The following is a 23,101-nucleotide window of genomic DNA, read 5'->3' on the forward strand; positions in this document are numbered from 1 at the left end:
CGTACCGCTGGCCAGTAGACGAATTCTCCGCCCGACTAGCAAAGGCCGGTTTCACCGAACTCCAGCGCCTGCAACAGCAGGTCCCGGACCGCAAATACGCGGCCATCGCCGCAAGCGCCAGCTGAGTCCGTGGCGGCACGTCTGGATCCGTAGACGACTCAGCGAGGCGTCACGATCGCGTTGACAACCATGACTATCCGGATGGCACCTATCGCCGTCCGTCACGGGATCCTGTAGCCGCTCCAATGCCCACACAAACCTGAGTAGTCGCACAAGCGTTCGATGCGGGCAAGCTGCAGAGCCGATATGTTGTCCAGATGTCTGCGATGGGTGGGCAGTGCCCTGCACGGGTGGAGCTTCACGACGCTCAGATCAGGTGGCTTGAAAGCCGCCCCCTCCGCGCCCATGAGGTTCGACGTGACTGCCTGTGCGCCCTGGAGGTCGGTCACGACGGTGCACACGCCACGCTCGGGCAGGAGGGCAACGAAATCGAGTGGTGGGTTCGATGGACTTTGATCGCGTCGGAGGTTCGCGAGGTTCGGGCTTGCCCCGCCATTCGACCAGAACTCGACGAGTACGACGAGAAGTGATCTGCATGTTGTTCAACGAACACCCCGGACGCCACTCCTACGAACTTGAACGCAGATAGCACCACGAGGTTTGACAGCAACGCTGACAGCAACCGGCACGCACAACGACCGTCATGACGAAGCAGCGCCGAACAATCGTCCGAGGCCGGCGCCACAGAGAGACGCCGGTGGACACGCCGCCCAGAACTTACAAGCGCGGGGTCCTCGCCTCACCCATCAGTGCTTCCGTACTGTCGCGGTGGCGACGGATAGCTAGGCTCCTCGCCTTCAGCTCAATACTCTCGAACATCGGCCCCAGAACGTAGGTCGGACGAACGTCGCGACCCTCATAGATCCTCCTCTTAGGGATACTTAGGAGGCGAACATGCTTCTGCCCACCACCGGAGGAACTGGCGACATGGATCTCGCGTTCCATGTCAGGACTTGGTTACAGCGTAAAGGGTTTGAGGCTGAAGAAGTGCTTCAGCAGGGCTCGAAGACAATCGTTCGAGCCCACGAACCCACGCGCTGGAAGAGGTATATTGGCGCCAGCCCTTCCATTGAGGTTCGGTTCCACCGGCTAGGTCATGGAACCAACGTCGAGATAGGTCTCATGAAGGCGGGGGCGGCGGTAATCGCGGCGCGCTACTTCACCTATTCCTGGGTTGCGATGGGCGTTTCTTATGTTTCACTCAAGAAGGAACTCCAAGAATTCTTGCTGAGTCTTCAGGGCGGCAACAATCCAGTCGGCACGGCAGATCCCAGAGTGCTCGATATAGTCGAAACTGGACGAGTTGAGCGACCAGTGGGAACTGATACCCGCAAGATTGACAATAGCGGAAGCGGCAGTGACGTAACAAGGAACATCAAGGCAAGCAGAAGATGGACACAGAGCTGCGGAGTCGAGATGGAATCGCTACGGACTCGCAGCGGCGGAGTAGATTTTAGTGTGGCAGACTTCCTTTCCCTAAAAGGAAGCCTCGAAACTCAGGTTCGGAAGCTTTATTCCATCTCTACGGAGCAGGAACAAACATTTGAGGAAGAGATAGGCGTAACGGTTCCGCCGCATACCGCGTTGGTGGTCGTAATGGAATGGAAGAGAATCGCGCAGCAGGGGCGAATCCGGCTGACAGTTCCGCAACGGGGAATCGTAGAACTACCCTTCGAGATCGATCTGGGAATCACATTCGATCTGCGCCAATATGAACAGTAGTGTGGGCAATGGAGGTCCGGTTCAGTATCCGTCCTTCAAGCCGGTCAGCTACACACACTGATGTGGGACCTGAAGCGTCATGAGGTCGCGTGGCCCGAGGAGCTGCAATCCCACTACCTGCCCAGCCTGTTCAAGGGTCGAGGTGCAGTTCACCGATGTGCACGGTATTCGCTGCGCCGTGCGTCCTGGTCTCGGAGAGTAACCGTTTCGGGTCTACGACTCGGAGACACTCCGCACTCATACGGGTGACTAACTGGGTGGCAATCACCAGTGACGTCGGCGGACGAGGGCGGACGTCCCTGGATCGATACCGCAGGTGATGACGGCTTCCGCACGAGGTCGGCCGACCTTGTTGGTTGCCTGGGGGTCAAGGGGGTGAAGCACCGAACGGCGTAGTCAGGCTATCAGTCTGGTTGGGATCTACGAGGTGCAAGCTTCGAGGCGAGCCGAGTCAGCTGGCCAGCTATCCACAGCCGCAGAGAGGTCTTCTGGCTGTTGACTACGGCGGCAGAATGTCGGTCCTGCGCATCGAGATTCATGATTGCTTGAACGATCTCGCTCTGCATCTGGGCGAACACATCATCCGGAGCTGGCCCGCCGTCGCTGTAGCGCCATCCAGGGTTTCTGGACTCTACATACCATTCGACAGCTGTTCCCCACCAGTTCCGGCGGCCCCAAAGGGCTCGGATCAGCGCCGTAGCCTCAATAGATCTTGGCCGACTGAGAGGATCCCCCGCGGCTTCCCATTCCCGGCGGTCGCGCTCGACTAGTTCCAGCAATCGGAGACACTCGTCATAGTCCCGACGTCGGACAAAGAGCTCTCGTTCCGCGGCTGCATCGCTCGCTGCTCGATCCAAGGCTTGCTGGCGGTCTCGCGTGGCAATCCAGAGTGCCGCCATGACGGCAAAGAGGGTTCCGACTGCCTGCCCAAAGGACGAGACCGTGGCCTTATCCCACCGCCCATCCAAGGTAGATAGCCATAGGATCCAGCCTGTGGCGGCGGTCAACGCCAACGCAACGAGAAGGTAGCCACGGGTCCGCACAGCAGTGATGATTTCACAAGAGGGCAATCCCGCCGGTTTGATAGCAACGGTGACAGCAACCGGCCAGGATGGCGGCGACCACGGCGAGGTGGCTGTGGACTGCGATCCGAGGGCGCACCCACGGACGGACAACGCCGGACGAGTTGCCTAGGAGTTACAAGCGACGCGTCATGAACCCGGGTTGCTGTGCCAGATCCGTGCCAGACGGACCGGTCATCGTCGGGGAGCAACGGGGAATGGAGGTAAGTTGATCTGCTCCGCTGCTGGTCAAAGCGCTGCAGCTCAGCGATCTTGGGGGAGTACCGTCCTGGCAGTGTGGGAGTCGACATCTGTCTCAATGGAGTGTCGACGAGCCATGCCCGCAAACAGTGAAGATCGGCCGGTCGTTGCGGCCGTCGTCGTCCAAGGCCGCCGAGGCCTGTTGATTCGCCGTGCCGTGGAAGAAGGCCGGCTCTCTTGGCAATTCCCCGCTGGGAAGGTCGAGCCTGGCGAGTCCATCGACGAGACGGCGGTCCGGGAGACGCTTGAGGAGACAGGGCTTGCGGTGCAGGTGGTAGGCCACCTCGGAATGCGAGTACACCCGGACACTGGCCGGACAATATTCTACGTCGCTTGCGAGGTCGAGAGTGGGACCGCCTATGCGGCAAGCGGCGCAGAGGTGGCGGAGGTGGCATGGTGCGACCTGGAAACCGTCGCTGCTCTTGTTCCCTACCGGCTCCATGGTCCGGTCCAGCGGTACCTAGATGATCATCTCGAACGTCGATAGGCGAGCAGAGCCGATCTGACAGCAACGCTGACAGCAACCGGCACGGATGATCTCGATCAGCGCGATCTTGCGCCGGACGATTCTCCGAGGTCACAGCCGCGCACACACTCACCCGGATAGATCGCCCGGAACTTAAAAACCGAGCGGTTGGGTCTAAAGCTGCGGGCGAACCTCAATCTCTTTAGAGCAGTGCCCGCAGCGCCTTGGCGTCGGCTCGGAGTTCGTCGGGGCTGACGCGATCCTCGGAACCGGCGAGATCCGCGTCTACCTGACCCTCAGCCGTAAGGAGGGGCGGTCATCGTGAGCGTTGAGACAGTGGAAGATCTGTGGTCAATCGAGCGCACCTCGCGGTACCTCGGCGTGCCGGTCGGCACGCTCTACCAGTGGCGGCACCGCCGGACGGGGCCGCGTGCGCGGAAGGTCGGCCGGCACCTGCGCTACGACCCGGCGGACGTCCGCGCCTGGCTGCGGGAGTGCGTCTGATGCCCGTCGATGACCTGTGGTACCTGAAGAGCCGTGGTCCCGACGGCACCCGTCTGCCGTCCAGGAAGCACGGGCGAGGCAAGCGCTGGCGCGCCCGGTGGACCGACGACCAAGGCGAAGTCCGGGAGCGGCTGTTCGAGCGGAGAGTCGATGCCGAGCGTTTCGACGCGAACGTGCGGGCCGATGTCAGCCGGGGGCAGTACATCGACGACCGGGCCGGGCGGATCACCGTTGCCGCTCTGGCCGAGCAGTGGCGGGCCAGTCAACTGCACATCGACACCACGGCAATCCGGGTTGAACACGCGGTCCGGTTGCACATCCTTCCGGGACTCGGGCACCTCCAGGTGGGCCAGGTACGCCGGAGCAAGGTGCAGGCGTGGGTGCGGGACCGGAGTCTTGTACTCGCACCGGCCACGCTGCGGCTGGTGTACAGCTACGTCAAAGCGATGTTCGCCCTGGCGGTACGGGACCGGATCATCGCCAGCTCGCCGTGCGTCGATATCCGGCTCCCCGGAGTCGATCGCGGCAAACGGGTGATCCCGACGCCGGCGCAGGTGCACCGGCTCGCCGAGCTGATGCCGGATCGGCTGTTCGCTGCTGTCTACGTCGCTGCGGGATGCGGCCTGCGGCTGGGCGAGGTCCTGGGTCTGGAGGTGGAAGACATCGACTTCGAGCGGGCCGAGCTGTCCGTGCGGCAACAGCTCAAGCTGCACAAGGGCCGTTCGCCGTACCTCGGCCAACCCGAGACCAGGAGCAGCGTCCGCACGGTTGAACTGCCGGATGTGGTGGCGGATGCGCTGCGTACGCACCTGAAGACCCTGGGAGATCCGGTCGAGGTCGACGATGACACCGACCCACGCCGGCCGACTCGGCGACCGGCCGCCCTGGTGTTCCGAGGGGCCAACGGCAAGGCTGTGAACGCGGCATCGTTCACCCGGACCTGGACGTCGGTGCGGGCCAGGGCCGGCCTGCCGATGCGGTGGGGGTTTCACGGTCTACGGCACTACTACGCGACCCTGCTGATCAACGCCGGGGCGAGCGTCAAGACGGTGCAACTGGCGCTCGGTCACTCCACACCGACGGTGACGCTCAACGAGTACGTCCACGAGTGGCCGGACGCGCTGGACCGCACTCGGTCACTGGTGGACAGCGCGTTGGGATCGCCCGGATCGGCGAGCCTGTCGGTGGCGAGACCGGCATGACCGACGTTCCTCAGGTTGTGCCCGAGCTGTGCCCGAGATCAGGCCAGCGGACGGCTGAGCTGGTCATAGCCTTGATCGAGCCTCGAGGTGGTAGTGCTGGATATACCCCGGATCGTCGAGCCCGCGTGACTGTGCCGGACGCCGTACGCCGGAAGGCTTGGCGACCATGACGAATCGTGCGACGGCCGCGGTCGAGCTGCAAGCGGTCACCAGGAGGTACGGCACCGGCGAGAGCGCGGTGACCGCGTTGGACCGGGTGGACGCCCGCTTCGAACCGGGCAGCTTCACCGCGGTGATGGGGCCGTCCGGGTCCGGCAAGTCCACCCTGCTGCACTGCGCCGCGGGTCTGGACCGGGCCGACGCCGGCCGGGTGGTGATCGACGGCGTACCGCTCGACGGGCTGAGCGAGCGCAACCTGACCAGGCTGCGCCGCACCCGGGTCGGCTTCGTGTTCCAGTCGTTCAACCTGATCCCGGCGCTGACCGCGGCACAGAACGTGGCGTTGCCGCTGCGGCTGGCCGGGCGCCGGCCGGCTGCCGGCGAGGTGTCGTCGGTGCTGGCCGAGGTGGGCCTGGGCGACCGGGCCGGGCACCGCCCGTCCGAGCTCTCCGGCGGCCAGCAGCAGCGGGTGGCGATCGCCCGCGCGCTGGTCACCCGTCCGGCGGTGCTCTTCGCCGACGAGCCGACCGGGGCGCTGGACGCCACCTCGGGCAAGGAGGTGCTGCGGCTGCTGCGTACGGCGGTGGACCGGCACGGCCAGACCATCGTGATGGTCACCCACGACCCGCTGGCGGCGGCGCACGCCGACCGGGTGCTCTTCCTCGCCGACGGCCGGGTGGTCGACGAGCTGACCGGCCCGGTGGACGCCGAGCTGGTGGCGGTGCACACCGCTCGCCTCGAGGCGGCCCGGACGGTGGGGGCATGAGCGCGGCGTGGGCGATGGTGCGGCACCGGTTCGCGAGTTTCGCCGGCACGTTCGTCGCGGTGGTGCTCGGGGTCGCGGTGCTGGCCGGATCGGCGAGTCTGTACCTGAGTTCGCAGCCGCAGGCACCGGCCCGCTACGACGCGGCGCCGATCCTGATCCAGCCGGCCATGGCCGGCACCAACGACTACGGCGAGGAGGAACGCCCGGCCTGGCCCGCGTCCGAGGCGACCGGCCTGGCGAACCGGCTGGCCACGCTGCCCGGCGTCGCGGCGGCGGTCCCGGACCCGGTCTTCTACGTGCAGCGGCTGTCCGGCGGCAAGGCGACCGGTGATCCGGAGGCGGCCCGGGCCGACGGGCACGCCTGGTCGTCGGCGCGGCTCGGCGGCTACCGGCTGACCGCGGGACGGGCGCCGGAGAGCCGTGACGAGGTGGCTCTGAGCGGTGCCGATCCGGGCACCCGGATCGAGGTGCTGACCGCGTCCGGGCCGGAGACCTGGACGGTCAGTGGGACTGTCGACGGACCCGGGTTCTACCTGGCGGACTCCGAGGCACTGCGGCGCGCTCCGGGCGTACCGGTGATCGGTCTGACCGTGAGCGGCGACGAAGCGCGCGTGGCCGATGCCGCGCGCGCCCTGATCGGCCCGGCCGGCACCGTCCGGACCGGCGCGGAGCGCGACCTGCTGGAGGCGAACCACGTCACCCGGATCCGCTGGATCGGCGCGCAGCTGCTGATCGCGCTGGTCACCCTGAGTGCCTTCGCCACGGTCTTCGTGGTTTCCTCGACCTGCGCGCTGAGCGCCGCGCAGCGCCGGCGCGAGCTGGGCCTGCTACGCGCGGTGGGTGCCACGCCGGGCCAGGTGCGCCGCCAGATGTACGCCGAAACGACCCTGATCGCCCTGCTCGGCGGCCTGGTCGGAGCCCCGCTGGGTGCCGCCGCCGCCCCACTGCTGGCCGGCCCGATGGTGGACACCGGACTGGAACCGGCCGGGTTCACGGTGACCTGGCAGCCGGCCGCGGTGTTCGGCGCGGCGTTACTCGGAGTGCTGGTCGCCCTGTGCGGCGTCGCGGTGGCGGCCCGGCGCGCGAGCCGGGTCCCGCCGCTGGACGCCCTGCGGGAGGCCGCCGTGGACCCGCGGGCGATGACCAGGTCCCGCTGGGTGCTGGGCGTGCTCGGCGCGGTCGCCGGAGCCGGCCTGCTGGCCGCGATGCCGTCGCTGCCGGTCAGCGCGCAGAGTTCGGCCGGCCTGGGCGCCGCGATGCTGTTGATCACCGCCGCCACCCTGCTCTCCCCGGTGCTGATCGTGCCGCTGGTCCGGGTGGTGGCCTGGCCGGTGCGGCACACCGCGACCGGGCAGCTGGTTCGCGAGGGAACCCTGACCGGGGTACGGCGAGTCGCCGCCACGGCCGCGCCGGTGCTCGCCACGGTGGGCATCACCGTGCTGCTCACCGGCACGATCGCCACCATCGAGGAGGCGGCCGGCATCGACGCGGCCGCCGAGTTCTCCACCGGTTCACTGCTCGTGCCGGACGGCACGCCGGGGCTGAGCGCGGCCGCGGTCGCCGCCCAGCCGGGCGAGTCCCGCCTGGAGACCCGGGTGCTGATCACCCACCAGGACGGCATCACCGGCTTCGAGGCCGCCGGGGTGGCCGGGTCCGGGTCCGGAGCCGTGCTGCGCGACGACACCGCCACCGAACTGGGCGCCCGCGCCGGCTCCACCCTGACCGTACGCTGGGCCGACGGCACGACGTCCGAGACGCGGGTGCGCGCGGTCGACCCGGACGCCCAGGCCACGGTGGTGTTCCCGGCCGAGCTGGTCCGCGCGCACGATCCGCAGGCGCTGACCGCGATGGTGCTGCTCGACGGCGAGCCCACCGCCGCACCCGGCGCCCGGGCCATGCCGGTCGGCGACTTCGTCCGGGAGGAGATCGGCGAGGAGGGGCAGCTCGTCGACCTCTTCCTGTGGGCGCTGATCGGGCTGACCGCCGGTTACACCGGGATCGCGGTCGGTAACACGCTGTTGATGGCGACCGCCGCGCGCCGGTCCGAGTTCCGCGCCCTGCGGCTCGCCGGGGCCGGCACCGGGCAGGTTCTCCGGGTGGTGTCGGCTGAATCACTGCTGGCAGTGGCCGTGGGCGCGGTGCTGGGCGGTACTGTCGCCGGTATATCCCTGCTCGGGGTCCGGGCCTCGGTCGAATCCGAACTGGACCATTCGATCGCCCTGGTGATCCCGTGGGGTGCCGGGCTCGCCGTGACCGCGGGCTGCGTGGCCGTGGCCGTGGTGGCGGCGGCCGTTCCGGTGCTGCGCCGGCGGTGATCTCCGGGCCTCGCTGAAATCTCCTCGGAATCCGGGGGATCCGATGCGGGCACAAAACCTCTAGGCTGACGCGATCGCTCTCAGCGAATGCTCAGCCAAAGGGGTCCGAAGATGGGGAGTGACACGCGCCGGAGGTGGCTCTGGGCGCTGGTCGCCGTGCAGGCGGTCCTGGTCTTGCCGGTGGTGTTCATCTGGCTCGGTCCGGCGCAGGAGGCCGTCGACGCCGCGCCGGACGCCAACATCGGCGCCGGGCTGATCGGGCTCTACCTACTGGCGTTCGGCCTGCCCTGGTCGGTCTTCGTCTGCCTGCTCGACAACCGGTACGAGCTGTTCGACAGCGCTCTCGGCAACCTCGTCGTCGCCGGTCCGGCCGTGTTCAACCTCGCCCTGACCGCGGGCCTGCTGTGGTGGAGCGGCCGGCACCCGGTGGTGGAGTCCGACTGGCAGATCGAGGAGTACGACCCGGACGAGGAAGAAGAAGAAGAAGAAGAGGAAGCGGAAGAGGAGGCCGACCGGGCGCGCTGATCAGGCCGGCGCGAACCGGCTCGCCGCGCTCAGCGTCCGCGTCGACCAGCGCATCGCGTCCAGGGCGGGTCCGGCCAGGTCGCCCGAGCCCCAATCGCCCTCCTCGTACGCGCGGACCGCTTCCAGGAGCCGGCCGAGCCGCCCGGTTCCGAAGGTGAGCGCGTCCGACACGTCCACCGCCAGGGGCAGCTGGTCGGTCATCGCGGCCGGGGTGATGCCCATCAACCGGGCCATCCCGGTGACCAGCCCGGCCACGAACGCCGCGCCCGGGTCCACGCCGAAGCGCGGCCCCAGGTTCTCGCAGAGCCGGGCCTGGGTGAGCGCGGTGAGCAGCTGCTCCTCCGGGGCCTCGGCGACGTCGTCGACCACCATCAGGGTGGCCCAGCGGCGGATGTGGGTCAGGCCGATCATCATGATCGCCTGCCGGACCGAGGAGATCCGGCTGGTCACCCCGGCGGCGACCGAGTTGCTCACCCGCAGCACCCGCATGGCGAGCGCCGGGTCACTGACGATGATCGCAGTGATCTTGTCGAGCCGGACGTCCGGGTGCATCAGGGCGGCGACCAGCTCCAGCCGGCGCAGCCGGGACGGGGACAGGCTGGGGGTGCTGAGCACCTGGGGACGGCTCAGCGCGTACCCCTGGCGCAGCTCCATGCCGTAATGATCGGCGATGGCCACCTGCTCGGCGGTCTCCAGGCGTTCGGCGACCAGCTGGATGCCGGGGTACTCCCGGCACGCGGTGACGATCTCGTCGAGCCGGCTCAGGTCGCCGTCGAGCAGATCGAGCTTGACGTACGAGGCGAGCCCGAGCAGCCGTTCGTGCCCGGAGCCCCAGACGAAGTCATCGAGGGCGATCCGGTAGCCCGACTCGGCCAGCGCGGTGATCCCGTCGATCACCTCGTCGTCGACGGTCACCGTCTCGAGGATCTCCAGCACCACCTGCTCGGGGCCGAACGGCAAGGGCAGCCGGCCGGTCACGAACTCGCGGGTCAGATTGATGAAGCACGGCCGGTTACCGGCCACCTCGCCGATGCCGAACTCGGTGAACGCGTTGATCATAACCGTGCTGGTCGCGTACGTGTCCTGGCGACCGGACGCCACGTCGTCCATACGGCCGCGGAACAGCAGCTCGTACGCCACGACGGCGCCGTTCGCGTCGAAGATCGGCTGGCGGCCCACGTGCACCGCGTCCAACACCGGGATTCCCACGTCGTGGCCATCGGCAGGTAACCCGGCCACTTGATGAATCCGGCCGGGAAACAAAGCCGGAACGTAGGCTTCCACCGGCACTGGTCGGCGTGTTGGGATGAGACCGCCGTCACAGCTCACCTTTGAAAAGGATTTGCCGGATGCTCAACCTCTCCGTACTGCTGGAGGACAGCGCCCGCCACTACCCGGAGCGCGACGCCGTGGTCTTCGGACCCCGGCGGCTGACCTACGCGCAGGTGAACGCCGCGGCGAACCAGGTGGCCGGCCTGCTCGTGTCCCGTGGCATCAAGCCCGGCGACAAGGTGGCGCTCTCCTGCCCCAACCTGCCGTACTTCCCTATCGTGTACTACGGCATCCTCAAGGCCGGCGCGGTCGTCGTCCCGCTGAACGTGCTGCTCAAGGGCCGTGAGATCGCGTACCACCTGAACGACTCGCAGGCGAAGGCGTACCTGTGCTTCGAAGGCACCCCGGAGCTGCCGATGGGCAGCGAGGGTTTCGCCGGATTCAACGAGGTGGCCGGCTGCGAGCAGTTCTTCCTGATCACCGCGGATCCGGCCGCCGCCTCGCCGATCGAGGGCGCCGACACGCTCGGCGCGGGCCTGGCCGGGCAGTCGCCGGCCTTCGAGACGGTGCTGCGCGCCGAGACCGACGCGGCCGTCATCCTCTACACCAGCGGGACCACCGGGCAGGCCAAGGGCGCCGAGCTGTCCCACTCGAACCTGGTGCTCAACGCGCTGACCTGCAACCGGCTGTTCGGCACCCAACCGGGCACCGACACCCACCTGCTGGTGCTGCCGCTGTTCCACTCGTTCGGCTCGACGGTCAACATGAATGCCGGGTTCGCCACCGCCGCCACCCTGGTGCTGCTCCCCCGCTTCGACGCGGCGGCCGCGGTGCAGCTGCTCCAGAGCGAGAACGTCACGTTCTTCGCCGGCGTACCGACCATGTGGTGGGGCCTGCTCAACGCGCTGGGCGAGGGCGTCGACGTGGAGCGGATCGCCCGCAACATGCGGGTCGCCGTGTCCGGCGGCTCCAGCCTGCCGGTGGAGATCATCAAGGCGGTCAAGGAGCGGTTCGGCGTCACCATCCTGGAGGGCTACGGGCTGTCCGAGACCTCGCCGGTGGCCACCTTCAGCGACCCGGACAGCGAGCCGCGGGCCGGCTCGATCGGCATCCCGATCTGGGGCGTCGAGGTGAAGCTGATCGACCCGGAGTGGAACACCATCGAGGCCGCCGACGAGATCGGCGAGATCGCCATCCGCGGGCACAACATCTTCCGGGGCTACATCGGCCGGCCGGAGGCGACCGCCGAGGTGATCCGGAACGGCTGGTTCCGCACCGGTGACCTGGCCCGCCGTGACAAGGACGGCTTCTACTACATCGTCGACCGGGCCAAGGACATGATCATCCGCGGTGGCTTCAACGTCTACCCGCGGGAGATCGAGGAGGTCCTGATGACCCACGAGGCGGTCTCGCTCGCCGCGGTCATCGGTGTGCCGCATTCCAGCCACGGCGAGGAGGTCAAGGCGTTCGTGATCCTCAAGCCGGGCGCCGAGGCCACCGAGGAGTCCCTGGTGGCCTGGAGCAAGGAGCAGATGGCCGCCTACAAGTACCCGCGGATCGTGAGCATCGTCGAGTCGCTGCCCATGACCGCCACCGGCAAGCTGCTCAAGCGCGAACTGAGCTGACCCGCCTGCCGCCGAGATCGCTTGCGCGCGTGCCGCACAGTGGACGGCAACGGGAGCCGGCCACACGGAGGCGAATCTTGACGACCGCTCTGACGCACCGGTCCGCGACGGCCGTACCGCCGCGGACCGGTGCGCTGCGGCGCGTCGGGCAGCTGCGCCAGTCGTCGCCGGGCCGGCTTCAGCTCATCCGCGCCGCCCTGGTCACGCTCGCCGTCCTGACCGGCCTGATCGCCGGGCTGACCGCCGCCTCCGCCACGGCCGGCACCAGCGACCTTCGCGACCGGGCCCAGCCGCTGCTGGTCGAGGCGGAGACGATCTACTCGGCGCTCGCCGACGCGGACACCACGGCGGCGCAGGCGTTCCTGGCCGGCGGCCTGGAGCCGGTCCGGCTGACCGAGCGCTACGAGGCCGACCTGGCCCGGGCCACCACCTCACTGGCCTCGGCCGCCCGGCTCACTCCCGAGGGCAGTGCGGCCTCGCGGGCGGTCGAGGCGCTGGCCACCGGCACCACGCGGTACGCGGCACTGGTCGCCACCGCCCGCGCGGTCAACCGCCAGGGCCTGCCGGTCGGCGCCTCCTACCTGGCCACCGCCTCGCAGCTCAACCGCGAGACCCTGCAACCGGAGGCGAAAGCGCTGTTCCAGCTCGCCCGCAAAGAGGTCGACAGCGGGTATTCGGCGGCGCGCAGCTCATGGTGGCTGATGCTGCTGCTGACCGTGTTCGTGCTCCTGACGATCATGCTGATCTGGTCCCAGCTCTACCTGAGCCGCACCACGAACCGCACCTTCAACGTGCCGCTGGTGGCCGCGACCGGTCTCGCCGCGCTGCTGATGCTCACCTCGGGCTTCGTCTTCTCCGGCCAGCGCGACATGCTGAGCACCGCCGACCAGGACGGCTCGGCCCCGGTGGCGGCCCTCGCCGAGAGCCGGATCCTGCTGCTGCGCGAGCGCGCCGACGAGGCGCTCACCCTGGCCGCGCGGGCCGGCAACGGGCCGCACGAGAAGGACTTCCAGGCGACCCGGGAGCAGCTCACCTTCGACGACGAGAGCCTCGACGGGTTCGAGTGGAACCTGCGGGAGATCCGCGAGCAGCACCAGGTGTACCTCGACCTGCACGAGAAGGTCCGCGAGCTGGACGACGGCGGGGACTACGACGGCGCGGTGAAGCTGGCTGTCGGGGAGGGGGCCACGACCGCGTTCGAGAACGTTCTCGACTCCGTCGACAACCTCCTCGACGACCGCAAGCACACCTTCGACGAGCACATCCGCGAGGCGGGTTCCGGCCTCGGGACGCTGACCTGGCTGGGCCCGCTGCTGGCCCTCGCCATCGGGGTGCTCGCGGTGTTCGGGCTGCGCGCCCGGCTGGAGGAGTACCGGTGATGCGTATCCGTCCCGCCCTCGCCGTCATCGCCCTGCTCGCCGTCGCCGGCTGCACCGCCGAGACGCCGGCTCCGGTGGAGGCACCCGCGGCCACGCCCGCCAGCACGGCGCCGGCCGCCGCACCGGATACCTCGTGCAAACCGCGGGCCAGCCTGCGCCCCACCGGAACCCTGCCGGCGCCCGGCCGGATGCCGGCCGGCAGCCACATGGCGACGATCGTCAACAACGGCCGGCTGGTCCTCGGCACCAGCCAGGACACCCTGCTGTTCAGCTCCCGCAACCCGTTCACCGGCAAGGTGGAGGGCTTCGACGTGGACATGGGCCGGCAGATCGCCCAGGCGATCTTCGGCGATCCGGAGAAACTCCAGATCCGGGTGGTCCCGCGCGCGGAGCGCACCGCCTGGGTCCGGGACGGCAAGGTCGACCTGGTGATCAGCACGATGACGGCGAACTGCGCCCGGTGGAAGGAGGTCGACTTCTCCACCACGTACTTCGTGACCGGTCAGAAGGTCCTCGTCGGCACGGGCTCGACAGCCAAGAGCATCGAGGACCTGGGCGGGGAGAAGGTCTGCGCCGCGGTCGGCTCCACCTCCCTGGACAACATCGCGAAGGTGCGGACCAAGCCGATCCCGGTGGGCAAGGCCAGTTTCGGCGAGTGCCTGGTCGCCTTCCAGCAGAACGAGGTGGCGGCCATCTCGACCGACGACACGATCCTGGCCGGTCTGGCCGCCCAGGACCCGTACGCCGAGGTGGTCGGGCCACGCTTCACCGAGGAGCCGTACGGCATGGCCATCTCCAAGGAGCATCCGGAGTTCACCCGCTTCGTGAACGCGGTGCTGGAGAACAACCGGAGGAACGGCACCTGGGCGGCGACCTACGACAAGTGGCTGGGCACCGCCCCACAGCCACCGGCGGCCCAGTACCGATGACCGCTCCCCTGGCCTCCGCGGACGCGGAACTCGCCCGCCTGGAGCGCGCGGTCGCCGCGATGGCGACGAACCTGGTCGAACTCGACGAGAACCCCGATCGCAAGGAACTCGGCACCGCGAAACTCACCGGCGTCACCGCGACCGCGTGGGCGGACGCCAGCGACGCCCTCGGCCGGCTCTGGCAGGGCCACCGCCAGCTGACCGAGGTGATCGACCGGGCCCGGGCGCTGCGCGACCGGCGGCGGCTCAGCGACAGCGACCGCGCGGCGTACGCGCACGAGGTCCTCGGCTCGTCGATCACGCTCTCCACCAGCACCGTGCCGCTCGCCCAGCGCGGGCTGCTCGGCGTCGGCCAGGTCAGCACCACCTGCTCGCCGGCCGAGCTGCTCGCCGCGATGGAGGCGGCGTTCGCGACCGCCGTGCACGTGGTCACCCGCGCCGGCGAGCGATGGCGCCGCCTCCTCCCCGCCGCCGCCGACGCCGCGGCCGCGCTGGCCCACGCCCGCAACGCCGGTGCCAGCGGCGCCGCGCTCGACGAGGCGGACCGGCTGCTCGGCACCTTCACCGCCACCATGGCCGGCGACCCGCTCGGCACCGATCCGGCCGTCCTCGACCGGGTCCGCGCGCTGATCGACCGGGCCGACGCCGAGCGGACCTCGGCCACCGAGCTGCGGGCCTGGATCGACCAGCGGTTGCGCGACGCACGGACGCTCGCCGCCCAGATCGACACGGCACGCCGGGCCGCCGAGGCCGCACGGGAGGCGGCGGCCGGGCGGTTCCCCGAGCATCGGATCGCGACGGTACGGGGAGCCGACCCGCGCGCCGATCTGGTGGCGATCGAGGCGCTCGCCGCGGCCGGACAGTGGGCACTGATCAGCCCCCGTCTGGCGGCGTGGAACCGGCAGGCCCGGGACCGGCTGGCGGCGCTGCGCGAGTCGGCCGACCGCAACACCGGGCTGCTCGCCGAGCGCAGCGAGCTGCGCGGGCGCCTGGACGCGTACCGGGCGAAGGCTCTGCGCCGCGGGCTCGGCGAGGACCCCGGCCTCACCCCGCTCGCCGAGGCCGCCCGCACCACGCTGTACGAGGCGCCGTGCGATCTGGACACCGCGCGGGCGGCCGTCAACGCTTACCAGGACGCTCTTTCCGCCACGATCGCCGCGAGGGAGGCCCGATGAGATGCCAGCGCGACTGTCCCGGCACGATCGAGGACGGTTACTGCGACACCTGCGGTCTGGCACCGGCCCGCGTCGCGGAGGTTCCGGCGCCCGCGGTGACCACTTCCGGGCCGCTCTCGTGCGGGCGCGGTGACTGCACCGGGACCATCGAGGACGGCTACTGCGACACCTGCGGGCTCGCGCCGGTCGCCGGTGCGGTGCCGAAGCCGCGGGCCGGCGGCTCGGCGATGTCCCGCCCGGCGTCCTCGCGCAGCGGGGCGCTGTCCACGCGTACCGGAGGAAGCGCTCGCACCGGCAGCTCCCGCAGCAGCTCCCGGCGCCGGTTCGGCGGCGGCCTGGTCGACATCGCGCCGATCACGCAGGCCGACCCGGCCACCGCGGTGATGCCGGTCGCCGAGGTGCCGGAGGGCAAGCGGTACTGCGCCAAGTGCGGCAAGCCGGTCGGCCGGGCCCGCGGCGAGCGGCCCGGGCGCACCTCCGGCTTCTGCGCCGCCTGCGGCGAGCCGTTCAACTTCACCCCCAAGCTGGTCAAGGGCGACCTGGTCGCCGGCCAGTACGAGGTGGTCGGCCCGCTCGCCCACGGCGGCCTGGGCTGGATCTACCTGGCCGTGGACAAGAACGTCTCGGACCGCTGGGTGGTGCTCAAGGGCCTGCTCAACTCCGGTGACGAGGACGCCCTCGCGGCCGCGGTCGCCGAGCGGCGGTTCCTGGCCGAGGTGGAACACCCGAACATCGTCAAGATCTACAACTTCGTCGAGCACTCCTCCTCGGCGGGCGACAGCGCCGGCTACATCGTGATGGAGTACGTCGGCGGCAAGTCCCTCAAGGACCTGCGCAAGACGGAGCCGTTCCCGGTCGAGCGGGCCCTCGCCTACGTGCTGGAGATCATGCCGGCCTTCGGGTACCTGCACGACCGCGGCCTGATCTTCTGCGACTTCAAGCCGGACAACGTCATCCAGGCCGGCGACCAGATGCGGCTGATCGACCTGGGCGGCGTGGTGCACGTCGACGACCAGGAGGCGGCCCTCTACGGCACGGTCGGCTACCAGGCACCGGAGATGGCCACCGAGGGACCCTCGATCGCCTCCGACCTGTACACCATCGGCCGGACGCTGGCCGTGCTCACCACCGACTTCCGCGGCTACCAGAGCACGTACGCCGACAGCCTGCCGGCGCGCGACGAGTTCGAGGCCTACCAGCGGCACGAGTCGTTCTACCGGCTGCTGCTGCGGGCCACCCGGAGGGATCCGGCGGACCGCTTCGTCGACGCCACCGAGATGACCGAGCAGATGCTCGGGGTGCTGCGCCAGGTGCTGGCGGCCGGCGGGGAGCCGCGGCCCGCCCCGTCCCGGCTGTTCACCGGCGAACTGCGTACCGACCTGCGCGACGACACCCTGCGCTGGCAGGACCTGCCCACCCCGCTGATCGACCTGACCGACCCGGCGGCCGCGTTCCTCGCCTCGGTCACCGTCACCGACCCCGCCGAGGTGCTCACGCTGCTCGGCAAGGCACCGCAGTACACGCTGGAGGTGCGCCTGCGGGAGCTGCGGGCGAACATCGACCTCGGCGCCCGTACCGGCCGGTTCGAGGACGCCACCGCGTCCCGCGCGCTGCTCGCCGAGTCGGCCGGCGCGGACTGGCGGGTCGCCTGGTACGACGGCCTGCTGGCGCTCGCCACCGGCGACACCGATCAGGCCCGGAGCCGCTTCGACGCGGTCTACGCGGCCCTGCCCGGTGAGCTCGCGCCGCAACTCGCCCTGGGCTTCACCGCGGAGCTGGCCGGTGACCTGAAGACGGCGGCCGGCTACTACGACGTGGTGAGCCGCACCGATCCGGCGTACACCACGGCCGCGGCCGGCCTGGCGCGCTGCCGGCTGGCCGAGGGCGACCGGGCCGGTGCGGTGGAGGCCTACAACCGGGTGCCGGGTACGTCCTCGGCGTACCGGGTGTCGCAGGTCGGCGCGGTCCGGGCGCTGGTCCGCCCGCACGAGTCGGCGGCCGTGGACGTGGACTCGCTCACCAGCGCGGCCGAACTGATCGAGCGTCTCGAGGTGGAGGCGGCGCAACTCGCGGCACTCCGTGCGGAACTGCTCGAACAGGCATTGCGCACACTCGGCGGGGGGACGAGGATTCCGGCGGCGGTGCTCGGCGGCACCCGGGCCGGGGACGCCGGCGAGCGGGACGTACGGTTCGCGCTCGAAGCCGCGTACCGGGAGATGGCCCGGGCGGTACACGGGCCGGAGAAGATCCGCCTGGTCGACATGGCGAACGCGGCGCGGCCGCGGACGCGGACATGAGAGAGGCGGGAACCGCGCCGATGATCCTGACCGAGTGCACCGCATGCGCCGACGAGCGGGCGGCCGGGGCGGCGTTCTGCGAGAGCTGCGGCCGGTCGCTGAGCACGGAGGCGGCCGCGCGGTCCTCGCCGGACTGGATGGACTGTCCGCACTGCGAGGCGGAGCGGACGGTGGGCACGGATGGATACTGCGAGGAGTGCGGCATGCTGGCCGGCCGGCCCCGTGATCATCTGGAGGCGGACGGTGGCCCGGTGGCCGCGGCGGTGAGCGACCGCGGCCGGCGTCACCATCGCAACGAGGACGCCATGTGGCTGGCGGTCGGGGTGGCGGCCGCGGACGTGGTGGTCTGCGACGGCGTCTCCGCGTCCTACGACCCGGATGCGGCGTCGGACATCGCGGCCCGCACGGCGGGCGAGTTCCTCGCGGCCGCGCAGCACCCGGGCGGTGCGGCGCCGGGCCTCGACGCAGACGCGGACGCCGACGCCGACGTCACGACTGATCTCAGCGCGGTCCCGGCCGAGCTGGCCGCGGCCGAGCAGAAGACGACCAATCTGGCCGCAGCCGAGCAGAAGACCGCCGAGCTGGCCGCAGGCGAGCAGAAGACGACCGAGCTGGCTGCGGCTGAGGAGGCCACGACCGAACTCGCCGCCGCCGAGCAGACCACCATCGAGCTCGCCGCGACCGGTTCCGGCGCGACACCGGGCGAGGCCGGGCCTCCGCCCGCGGCCGAGGAGACCGGCGGCCACGCGACCGCCTCCGCCTCGCCCGACGCCGCCCGGCCGGCACCCGACGCGTCCGCCACCACCACGCCCGAGGCGGCCGAGCCGGCACCCGACGCGCCGGAACGAGCGGCCGAGGAACAGCCTGCCCAGGCCGATCCGGCGGCCGCCGGCGACCCGGGAGACGCCAAACCGCACACTCCGATCGGCCGCGCGATCGCCGTACCCGGCAAACCCGGCCCCGCCGTGGCCATCGCCGGCGTGGTGGCCGCGGCGATCGCCGGCGCCGCCGAGGCGGTGGCCTCGCTGGCGCACACCGGTGATCCGCGCCGGTCCGTGTCGAACCCGGCCTGCACCATCGTGGCCGCCGCCGTCCGCGGGCCGCACGTCGGCTTCGGCTGGGTCGGCGACAGCCGCGCCTACTGGCTCACCGAGGACGGCCCGGCCGAGCAGCTCACCGAGGACGACTCCTGGGCCCGGCACGTGATCGCGCTCGGCGTCGACCCGCAGGTCGCGATGAACGATCCGAAGGCCCACGCGATCACCGCCTGGCTCGGCGCGGACGCCGGCCCGGTGCGGCCGAGGGTCGGCGCGTTCACCGCCACCAAGCCGGGGTTCCTGGTGCTCTGCAGCGACGGCCTGTGGAACTACCTGCCCGACCCGGCCGGCTTCGCCGACGTCGTCCGGGCCTGCCTGAGCGCGGCGACCGGCCCGTCACCCCTGCTCGCGGCGGCCCGGGCCCTGGTGGCGTACGCGAACGAAGCCGGCGGCGCCGACAACATCACGGTCGCCCTGATCCCGGTCCAGCCCGCCGAAGTAGTAACTCCAGCCGCGTAAGGAGACCCGAGTGTCGTACACCGCCGAGGCCTTCCAGAACGAGTACCTCGCCCTGGGCGCCAGCGAGGTCAACGCGATCGTGACAGTCACCTCGTCCGGCGCCGAGGGTGGCCGCCGCACCTCCGGCGCCACCGAGATCATCATCGTGGACGCGTCCGGATCGATGCAGGCCGAAGGCCGGATCGGCGCGGCCCGGCAGGCCGCCAAGGCCGCGGTGGAGTGCATCGACGACGGCGTCCACTTCGCGATCATCGCCGGCGTCAGCACCGCGCAGCAGCTCTTCCCGGACCCGGGTGAACTGGCGGTCGCCTCACCGCGGACCCGGGCGGCCGCGTCCGCCGCGATCGACCGGTTGCAGGCCGGCGGCGGCACCGCGATGGGCGCCTGGCTGCTGCTCGCGACCCAGCTGTTCGCGCTGCGACCGGGCGACATCGCGCACGCCATCCTGCTCACCGACGGCGACAACGGCGAGCGGTACGGCTACCTGGAGAGCGTCCTGGAGACCATCAGCGGCAAGTTCACCTGCGACTGCCGGGGTGTCGGCACCAACTGGAAGGTCGCCGAGCTCCGCAAGATCGCCACGGCGATGCTGGGCACCGTGGACATCGTGGCCAAGCCGATGGACCTGACCGCGGCGTTCCAGCAGATGATGACCGCGGCGATGGGCAAGACCAGCGCCGACGTACAGCTGAAGGTCTGGACCCCGGTGAACAGCACGGTCCGGTTCGTGAAGCAGGTGGAGCCACAGGTGGTGGACCTGACCGGCAAGCGGGTCGCGGACGGGGCGAGGGCCGGCCGCTACCCGCTCGGCTCCTGGGGCCAGGAGAGCCGCGACTACCACGTGTGCGTCGACGTCACGCCCGGCGCGGCCGGTGACGAGATGCTCGCCGCCCGGGTGTCGGTGGTGGAGGGCGACACCGTGCACGCGCAGAGCCTGGTCCGAGCGGTCTGGACCGACGACACCGCGCTCTCCACCCGGATCAACCGGCAGGTCGCCCACTACACCGGGCAGGCCGAGCTGGCCGACGCGATCCAGGCCGGCCTGGCCGCCCGGGACGCCGGTGACGACCGGACCGCCACGCTCAAGTTCGGCCGGGCCGCCCAGATCGCCCACGCCAGCGGCAACAAGGCCACCGAGGACCTGCTCTCGAAGGTGGTGGAGATCGAGGACGCGGCGACCGGCACGGTACGGATGCGGCGCAAGGTCGCCGCGGAGGACGAGATGGCACTCGACACCCGCTCGACGAAGACGGTGCGGGTGGGGCGGGCGCAGTGAACGCGTACCTCTGCCCGAAGGGCCACGCCTCGGCGGAGAGCGACTTCTGCGACACCTGCGGCGCGCGCATCGACGATGCCACCGCCGTGCTCACGCCGCAGCAGCAGCCGCCGGAGAAGCCGGCCGAGACCGGCCCCTCCTGCCCGCACTGCGGCACGCCCCGCAGCGGCACCGCCCGGTTCTGCGAGGACTGCGGGTTCGACCACAGCACCGGCCGGATACCGCAGCTCACCATGCCGATGGCCGGGCCGCCGGCCGGTGAGTGGACGGCCACGGTGTTCGCCGACCGGGCCTACTTCGACCTGAACGAGACCGAGGGCGTCGACTTTCCGGTGGACTCGCCTCCGCGTACCGTCACGTTGCCTCCGCCGCAGGTGCGGATCGGCCGCAGGAGCGCCTCCAAGGGCACCGACCCGGAGCTCGACCTCTCCGCCGCCCCGGCGGATCCCGGGGTCTCACACAGCCATGCGCTGCTCACGCTGAACATCGACGGCGTGTGGCTGGTCTCCGATCTGGGCTCGACCAACGGCACCTACATCAACGACGAGGACCGGCCGCTGGGTGCCGGCCAGTCCCGTACGTTGAAGGACGGCGACCAGGTGCACGTGGGCGTCTGGACCACCATCACGCTGCACGCGCCGGATCAGGGCGCCCAGACGTAGGCTTCCGGCGCGACACTGACCGAGGTGCGGAAGTTCGCGTTCACGGTCGCCGCCTCACGGCTGTTCGGGTACGCGTTCGTGCAGCTCACCGGCGCGCTGCTGCCGGACATCAGGTCAGCGCAGAGGCCGGTGCGCCGGTCCGGCAGCCCGAGCAGGTGCCCGAACTCGTGCGCGGCGATCCGCGGCTGGTAGTAGCCCTGGTTGACGGCCTGGCGGCCCATCCACCAGCGGCCGTTGCCGAGCGAGGTGGTCTGCGCGCGGGGCCAGTTGTTGTCGGCGTACACCCGGATGTTGGGGGTCCGTCCGGCGGTGACCGGTTCGAGCCGGACGTTGGTGACCCGGCTGTTCCAGATCTGCGCGCCCTGGTGGACGACCGAGACGAACTCCTGCGCCTGGCTGGCGTCGTAGTAGAGGATGCGCGGTGCCGCCGTGGCGGGCGTGGCGCTGATCACCTGCACACCGGCGAGGGCCGCGGCTGCGCAGAGCGCGGCGAGGACTCTTCGGAGGATCATCGATCTTCTCCTTGGGGGAAAGGGGAAACCTGCACCCGACCCTAGGAAATTCAGCGATCCTTATCGATGGTTAAGGCCATACCGTTTGCCGCCTCCACCGCGCGGGATGGTCGCCGCCGAGGTGCCCGGCGAGCTGGTCAGCCGGTGAGCTGGTCGCGGCGGCGGGTGAGGAAGGCCCGCTCCGCGGGGTTGCCGGCGAGACCGATGGCCCGGTCGTACGCAGCCCGTGACGCGCCGCCGCGCCCGAGCCGCCGCAGCAGGTCGGCGCGCGCGGCGTGGAAGGCGTGGTAGTCGTCGAGGGCCGCGGTGAGCCGGTCGATCTCGGCGAGCCCGGCTTCGGGGCCGTCGACCTCGGCGATCGCGACCGCACGGTTGAGCCGCACGATCGGTGAGGGGTCGAGCAGCACCAGGCGGCCGTAGAGAGCGACGATCGTGGACCAGTTGGTGTCCTGGACGGACCGGGCCTCCATGTGGACCGCGTTGATCGCCGCCTGTAGCTGGTAGCGCCCAGGTGGGCCACCGCCGGCCGCCACCGCCCCGATCCGCTCGCGAACCAGCGCATTGCCCTCGGCGATGAGGGTGCGGTCCCATGCGCCGCGGTCCTGCTCGCCGAGGGGCACCAGCTCTCCGGTGCGGGACACGCGCGCCGGCCGCCGGGCGTCGGTGAACAGCATCAGGGCGAGCAGTCCGGCCACCTCGCCGTCGTCCGGGCGCAGGGACCGGAGAAGACGGCCGAGGTGGATCGCCTGGTCGGTGAGGTCGGCGCGTACCAGGTCCTGCCCCTGGCCGGCCAGATAGCCCTCGTTGAAGATGAGGTAGACGACCGCGAGCACGCCGGCCAGCCGCTCGCTGATGTCGTCGGCCGAGGGCACCCGGTACGGAATACGCGCCAGCTTGATCTTCGTCTTGGCGCGGGTGATCCGGCGCGCCATCGCGGTCTCCTGCGCCAGAAAGGCACGGGCGATCTCGGCGACGGTGAGGCCGCCGAGCAGGCGCAGAGTGAGCGCCACCCGGGCCTCCATCGCGAGCGCGGGGTGGCAGCAGGTGAAGACCAGCCGGAGCCGGTCGTCCTCGACCGAGCCGGCCGGCTCGGGAGGGGTGTCGTCGAACACGAGCCGGGCCGCCTCGTGCTTGGCGTCGCGCTGCGACTCGCGGCGGAGCCAGTCGATCGCCTTGCGGGTCGCGGTGGTGGCGAGCCAACCGCCGGGATTCGGCGGTACGCCCTCGCGCGGCCACCGCTCGGCGGCCGCCGCGAACGCCTCGGCCGTCGCCTCTTCGGCAACGTCGAGGTCGCCGAAACGGCGCGCGAGGCCGGCGACCACCCGCGCCCACTCCTCGTGGTGGGCGCGGGCGAGCGCTTGACCGACGGTCGGCAGC

The 23,101-nt window shown here is 70.5% G+C and carries 18 protein-coding genes; 15 read left to right on the forward strand and 3 right to left on the reverse strand.

Going from position 1 to position 23,101, the window contains the following annotated elements; genetic code table 11:
* Positions 1-954 precede the first annotated feature (954 nt).
* From I4J89_RS38665 to I4J89_RS38695, 7 genes are all read left to right on the forward strand, one after another.
* Positions 955-1,782 (forward strand): hypothetical protein, encoded by an 828-nt coding sequence (locus I4J89_RS38665; protein ID WP_196419165.1) that lies wholly within the window; start codon positions 955-957, stop codon positions 1,780-1,782.
* A gap of 1,356 nt (positions 1,783-3,138) precedes the next feature.
* A complete protein-coding gene (locus I4J89_RS38670; protein ID WP_309238665.1) occupies positions 3,139-3,591 on the forward strand; it encodes an NUDIX hydrolase in 453 nt (150 codons plus the stop codon).
* Between the two features lie 300 nt (positions 3,592-3,891).
* On the forward strand, positions 3,892-4,074 hold the full coding sequence (locus tag I4J89_RS38675) for a helix-turn-helix transcriptional regulator (RefSeq protein WP_196419166.1): 183 nt from the start codon (positions 3,892-3,894) through the stop codon (positions 4,072-4,074).
* Positions 4,074-5,276, forward strand: a complete 1,203-nt coding sequence (locus I4J89_RS38680; protein WP_196419167.1) for a tyrosine-type recombinase/integrase — start codon at positions 4,074-4,076, stop codon at positions 5,274-5,276. Before I4J89_RS38675 ends, I4J89_RS38680 begins: the two co-directional genes overlap by 1 nt.
* 166 nt (positions 5,277-5,442) lie before the next feature.
* Positions 5,443-6,201, forward strand: a complete 759-nt coding sequence (locus I4J89_RS38685; protein WP_196419168.1) for an ABC transporter ATP-binding protein — start codon at positions 5,443-5,445, stop codon at positions 6,199-6,201.
* Positions 6,198-8,516 (forward strand): ABC transporter permease, encoded by a 2,319-nt coding sequence (locus I4J89_RS38690; protein WP_196419169.1) that lies wholly within the window; start codon positions 6,198-6,200, stop codon positions 8,514-8,516. The genes I4J89_RS38685 and I4J89_RS38690 overlap by 4 nt, the downstream gene beginning before the upstream one ends.
* A 111-nt stretch (positions 8,517-8,627) precedes the next feature.
* The gene (locus tag I4J89_RS38695) at positions 8,628-9,041 is read left to right on the forward strand and encodes a hypothetical protein (protein WP_196419170.1); all 414 of its coding nucleotides are present in this window, start codon (positions 8,628-8,630) and stop codon (positions 9,039-9,041) included.
* Here the strand turns inward: I4J89_RS38695 and I4J89_RS38700 are convergent, their stop codons facing one another.
* Positions 9,042-10,250, reverse strand: a complete 1,209-nt coding sequence (locus I4J89_RS38700) for an EAL and HDOD domain-containing protein (protein WP_309238666.1) — start codon at positions 10,248-10,250, stop codon at positions 9,042-9,044.
* 140 nt (positions 10,251-10,390) lie between these two features.
* On the opposite strand from I4J89_RS38700, the gene I4J89_RS38705 reads away from it, so the two are divergent.
* From I4J89_RS38705 to I4J89_RS51770, 8 genes are all read left to right on the forward strand, one after another.
* A complete protein-coding gene (locus I4J89_RS38705; protein WP_196419171.1) occupies positions 10,391-11,938 on the forward strand; it encodes a long-chain-fatty-acid--CoA ligase in 1,548 nt (515 codons plus the stop codon).
* Between the two features lie 77 nt (positions 11,939-12,015).
* Positions 12,016-13,317, forward strand: a complete 1,302-nt coding sequence (locus I4J89_RS38710) for a GlnX family signal transduction membrane protein (RefSeq protein WP_196419172.1) — start codon at positions 12,016-12,018, stop codon at positions 13,315-13,317.
* Positions 13,317-14,246: a glutamate ABC transporter substrate-binding protein gene (locus I4J89_RS38715; protein WP_196419173.1), complete on the forward strand. Its 930-nt coding sequence runs from the start codon at positions 13,317-13,319 to the stop codon at positions 14,244-14,246. Before I4J89_RS38710 ends, I4J89_RS38715 begins: the two co-directional genes overlap by 1 nt.
* On the forward strand, positions 14,243-15,421 hold the full coding sequence (locus tag I4J89_RS38720) for a hypothetical protein (protein ID WP_196419174.1): 1,179 nt from the start codon (positions 14,243-14,245) through the stop codon (positions 15,419-15,421). The genes I4J89_RS38715 and I4J89_RS38720 overlap by 4 nt, the downstream gene beginning before the upstream one ends.
* Positions 15,418-17,718, forward strand: coding sequence for a serine/threonine-protein kinase (locus I4J89_RS38725; protein WP_196419175.1), 2,301 nt, complete (start codon positions 15,418-15,420; stop codon positions 17,716-17,718). The genes I4J89_RS38720 and I4J89_RS38725 overlap by 4 nt, the downstream gene beginning before the upstream one ends.
* Entirely contained in the window at positions 17,715-19,274 is a 1,560-nt protein-coding gene (locus I4J89_RS50315; RefSeq protein ID WP_230860348.1) for a protein phosphatase 2C domain-containing protein, read from the forward strand. Before I4J89_RS38725 ends, I4J89_RS50315 begins: the two co-directional genes overlap by 4 nt.
* Before the next feature lie 10 nt (positions 19,275-19,284).
* Positions 19,285-20,550 (forward strand): vWA domain-containing protein, encoded by a 1,266-nt coding sequence (locus tag I4J89_RS38735; protein WP_196419176.1) that lies wholly within the window; start codon positions 19,285-19,287, stop codon positions 20,548-20,550.
* The gene (locus tag I4J89_RS51770) at positions 20,547-21,212 is read left to right on the forward strand and encodes a double zinc ribbon and FHA domain-containing protein (protein ID WP_196419177.1); all 666 of its coding nucleotides are present in this window, start codon (positions 20,547-20,549) and stop codon (positions 21,210-21,212) included. The genes I4J89_RS38735 and I4J89_RS51770 overlap by 4 nt, the downstream gene beginning before the upstream one ends.
* Here I4J89_RS51770 and I4J89_RS38745 read toward each other — a convergent pair.
* Together I4J89_RS38745 and I4J89_RS38750 are read right to left on the reverse strand one after the other, a co-directional pair.
* Complete coding sequence (locus tag I4J89_RS38745) at positions 21,194-21,724, reverse strand: snapalysin family zinc-dependent metalloprotease (RefSeq protein ID WP_196419178.1); 531 nt, start codon at positions 21,722-21,724, stop codon at positions 21,194-21,196. The genes I4J89_RS51770 and I4J89_RS38745 overlap by 19 nt on opposite strands.
* Before the next feature lie 137 nt (positions 21,725-21,861).
* Positions 21,862-23,100, reverse strand: a complete 1,239-nt coding sequence (locus I4J89_RS38750; protein ID WP_196419287.1) for an RNA polymerase sigma factor — start codon at positions 23,098-23,100, stop codon at positions 21,862-21,864.
* Position 23,101: the final 1 nt, after the last annotated feature.

It is taken from the genome of Actinoplanes aureus (genome assembly GCF_015704865.1).
GTDB classification, from domain to species: domain Bacteria; phylum Actinomycetota; class Actinomycetes; order Mycobacteriales; family Micromonosporaceae; genus Actinoplanes; species Actinoplanes aureus.

What these genes read in the sequence shown, in the direction of transcription:
- I4J89_RS38680 (WP_196419167.1), top strand. Translation starts at nt 4,074, where the DNA reads ATGCCCGTCGATGACCTGTGGTACCTGAAGAGCCGTGGTCCCGACGGC.
- I4J89_RS38725 (WP_196419175.1), top strand. Translation starts at nt 15,418, where the DNA reads ATGAGATGCCAGCGCGACTGTCCCGGCACGATCGAGGACGGTTACTGC.
- I4J89_RS38705 (WP_196419171.1), top strand. Translation starts at nt 10,391, where the DNA reads ATGCTCAACCTCTCCGTACTGCTGGAGGACAGCGCCCGCCACTACCCG.
- I4J89_RS50315 (WP_230860348.1), top strand. Translation starts at nt 17,715, where the DNA reads ATGAGAGAGGCGGGAACCGCGCCGATGATCCTGACCGAGTGCACCGCA.
- I4J89_RS38690 (WP_196419169.1), top strand. Translation starts at nt 6,198, where the DNA reads ATGAGCGCGGCGTGGGCGATGGTGCGGCACCGGTTCGCGAGTTTCGCC.
- I4J89_RS38720 (WP_196419174.1), top strand. Translation starts at nt 14,243, where the DNA reads ATGACCGCTCCCCTGGCCTCCGCGGACGCGGAACTCGCCCGCCTGGAG.
- I4J89_RS38695 (WP_196419170.1), top strand. Translation starts at nt 8,628, where the DNA reads ATGGGGAGTGACACGCGCCGGAGGTGGCTCTGGGCGCTGGTCGCCGTG.
- I4J89_RS38665 (WP_196419165.1), top strand. Translation starts at nt 955, where the DNA reads ATGCTTCTGCCCACCACCGGAGGAACTGGCGACATGGATCTCGCGTTC.
- I4J89_RS38685 (WP_196419168.1), top strand. Translation starts at nt 5,443, where the DNA reads ATGACGAATCGTGCGACGGCCGCGGTCGAGCTGCAAGCGGTCACCAGG.
- I4J89_RS38715 (WP_196419173.1), top strand. Translation starts at nt 13,317, where the DNA reads ATGCGTATCCGTCCCGCCCTCGCCGTCATCGCCCTGCTCGCCGTCGCC.
- I4J89_RS38745 (WP_196419178.1), bottom strand. Translation starts at nt 21,724, where the DNA reads ATGATCCTCCGAAGAGTCCTCGCCGCGCTCTGCGCAGCCGCGGCCCTC.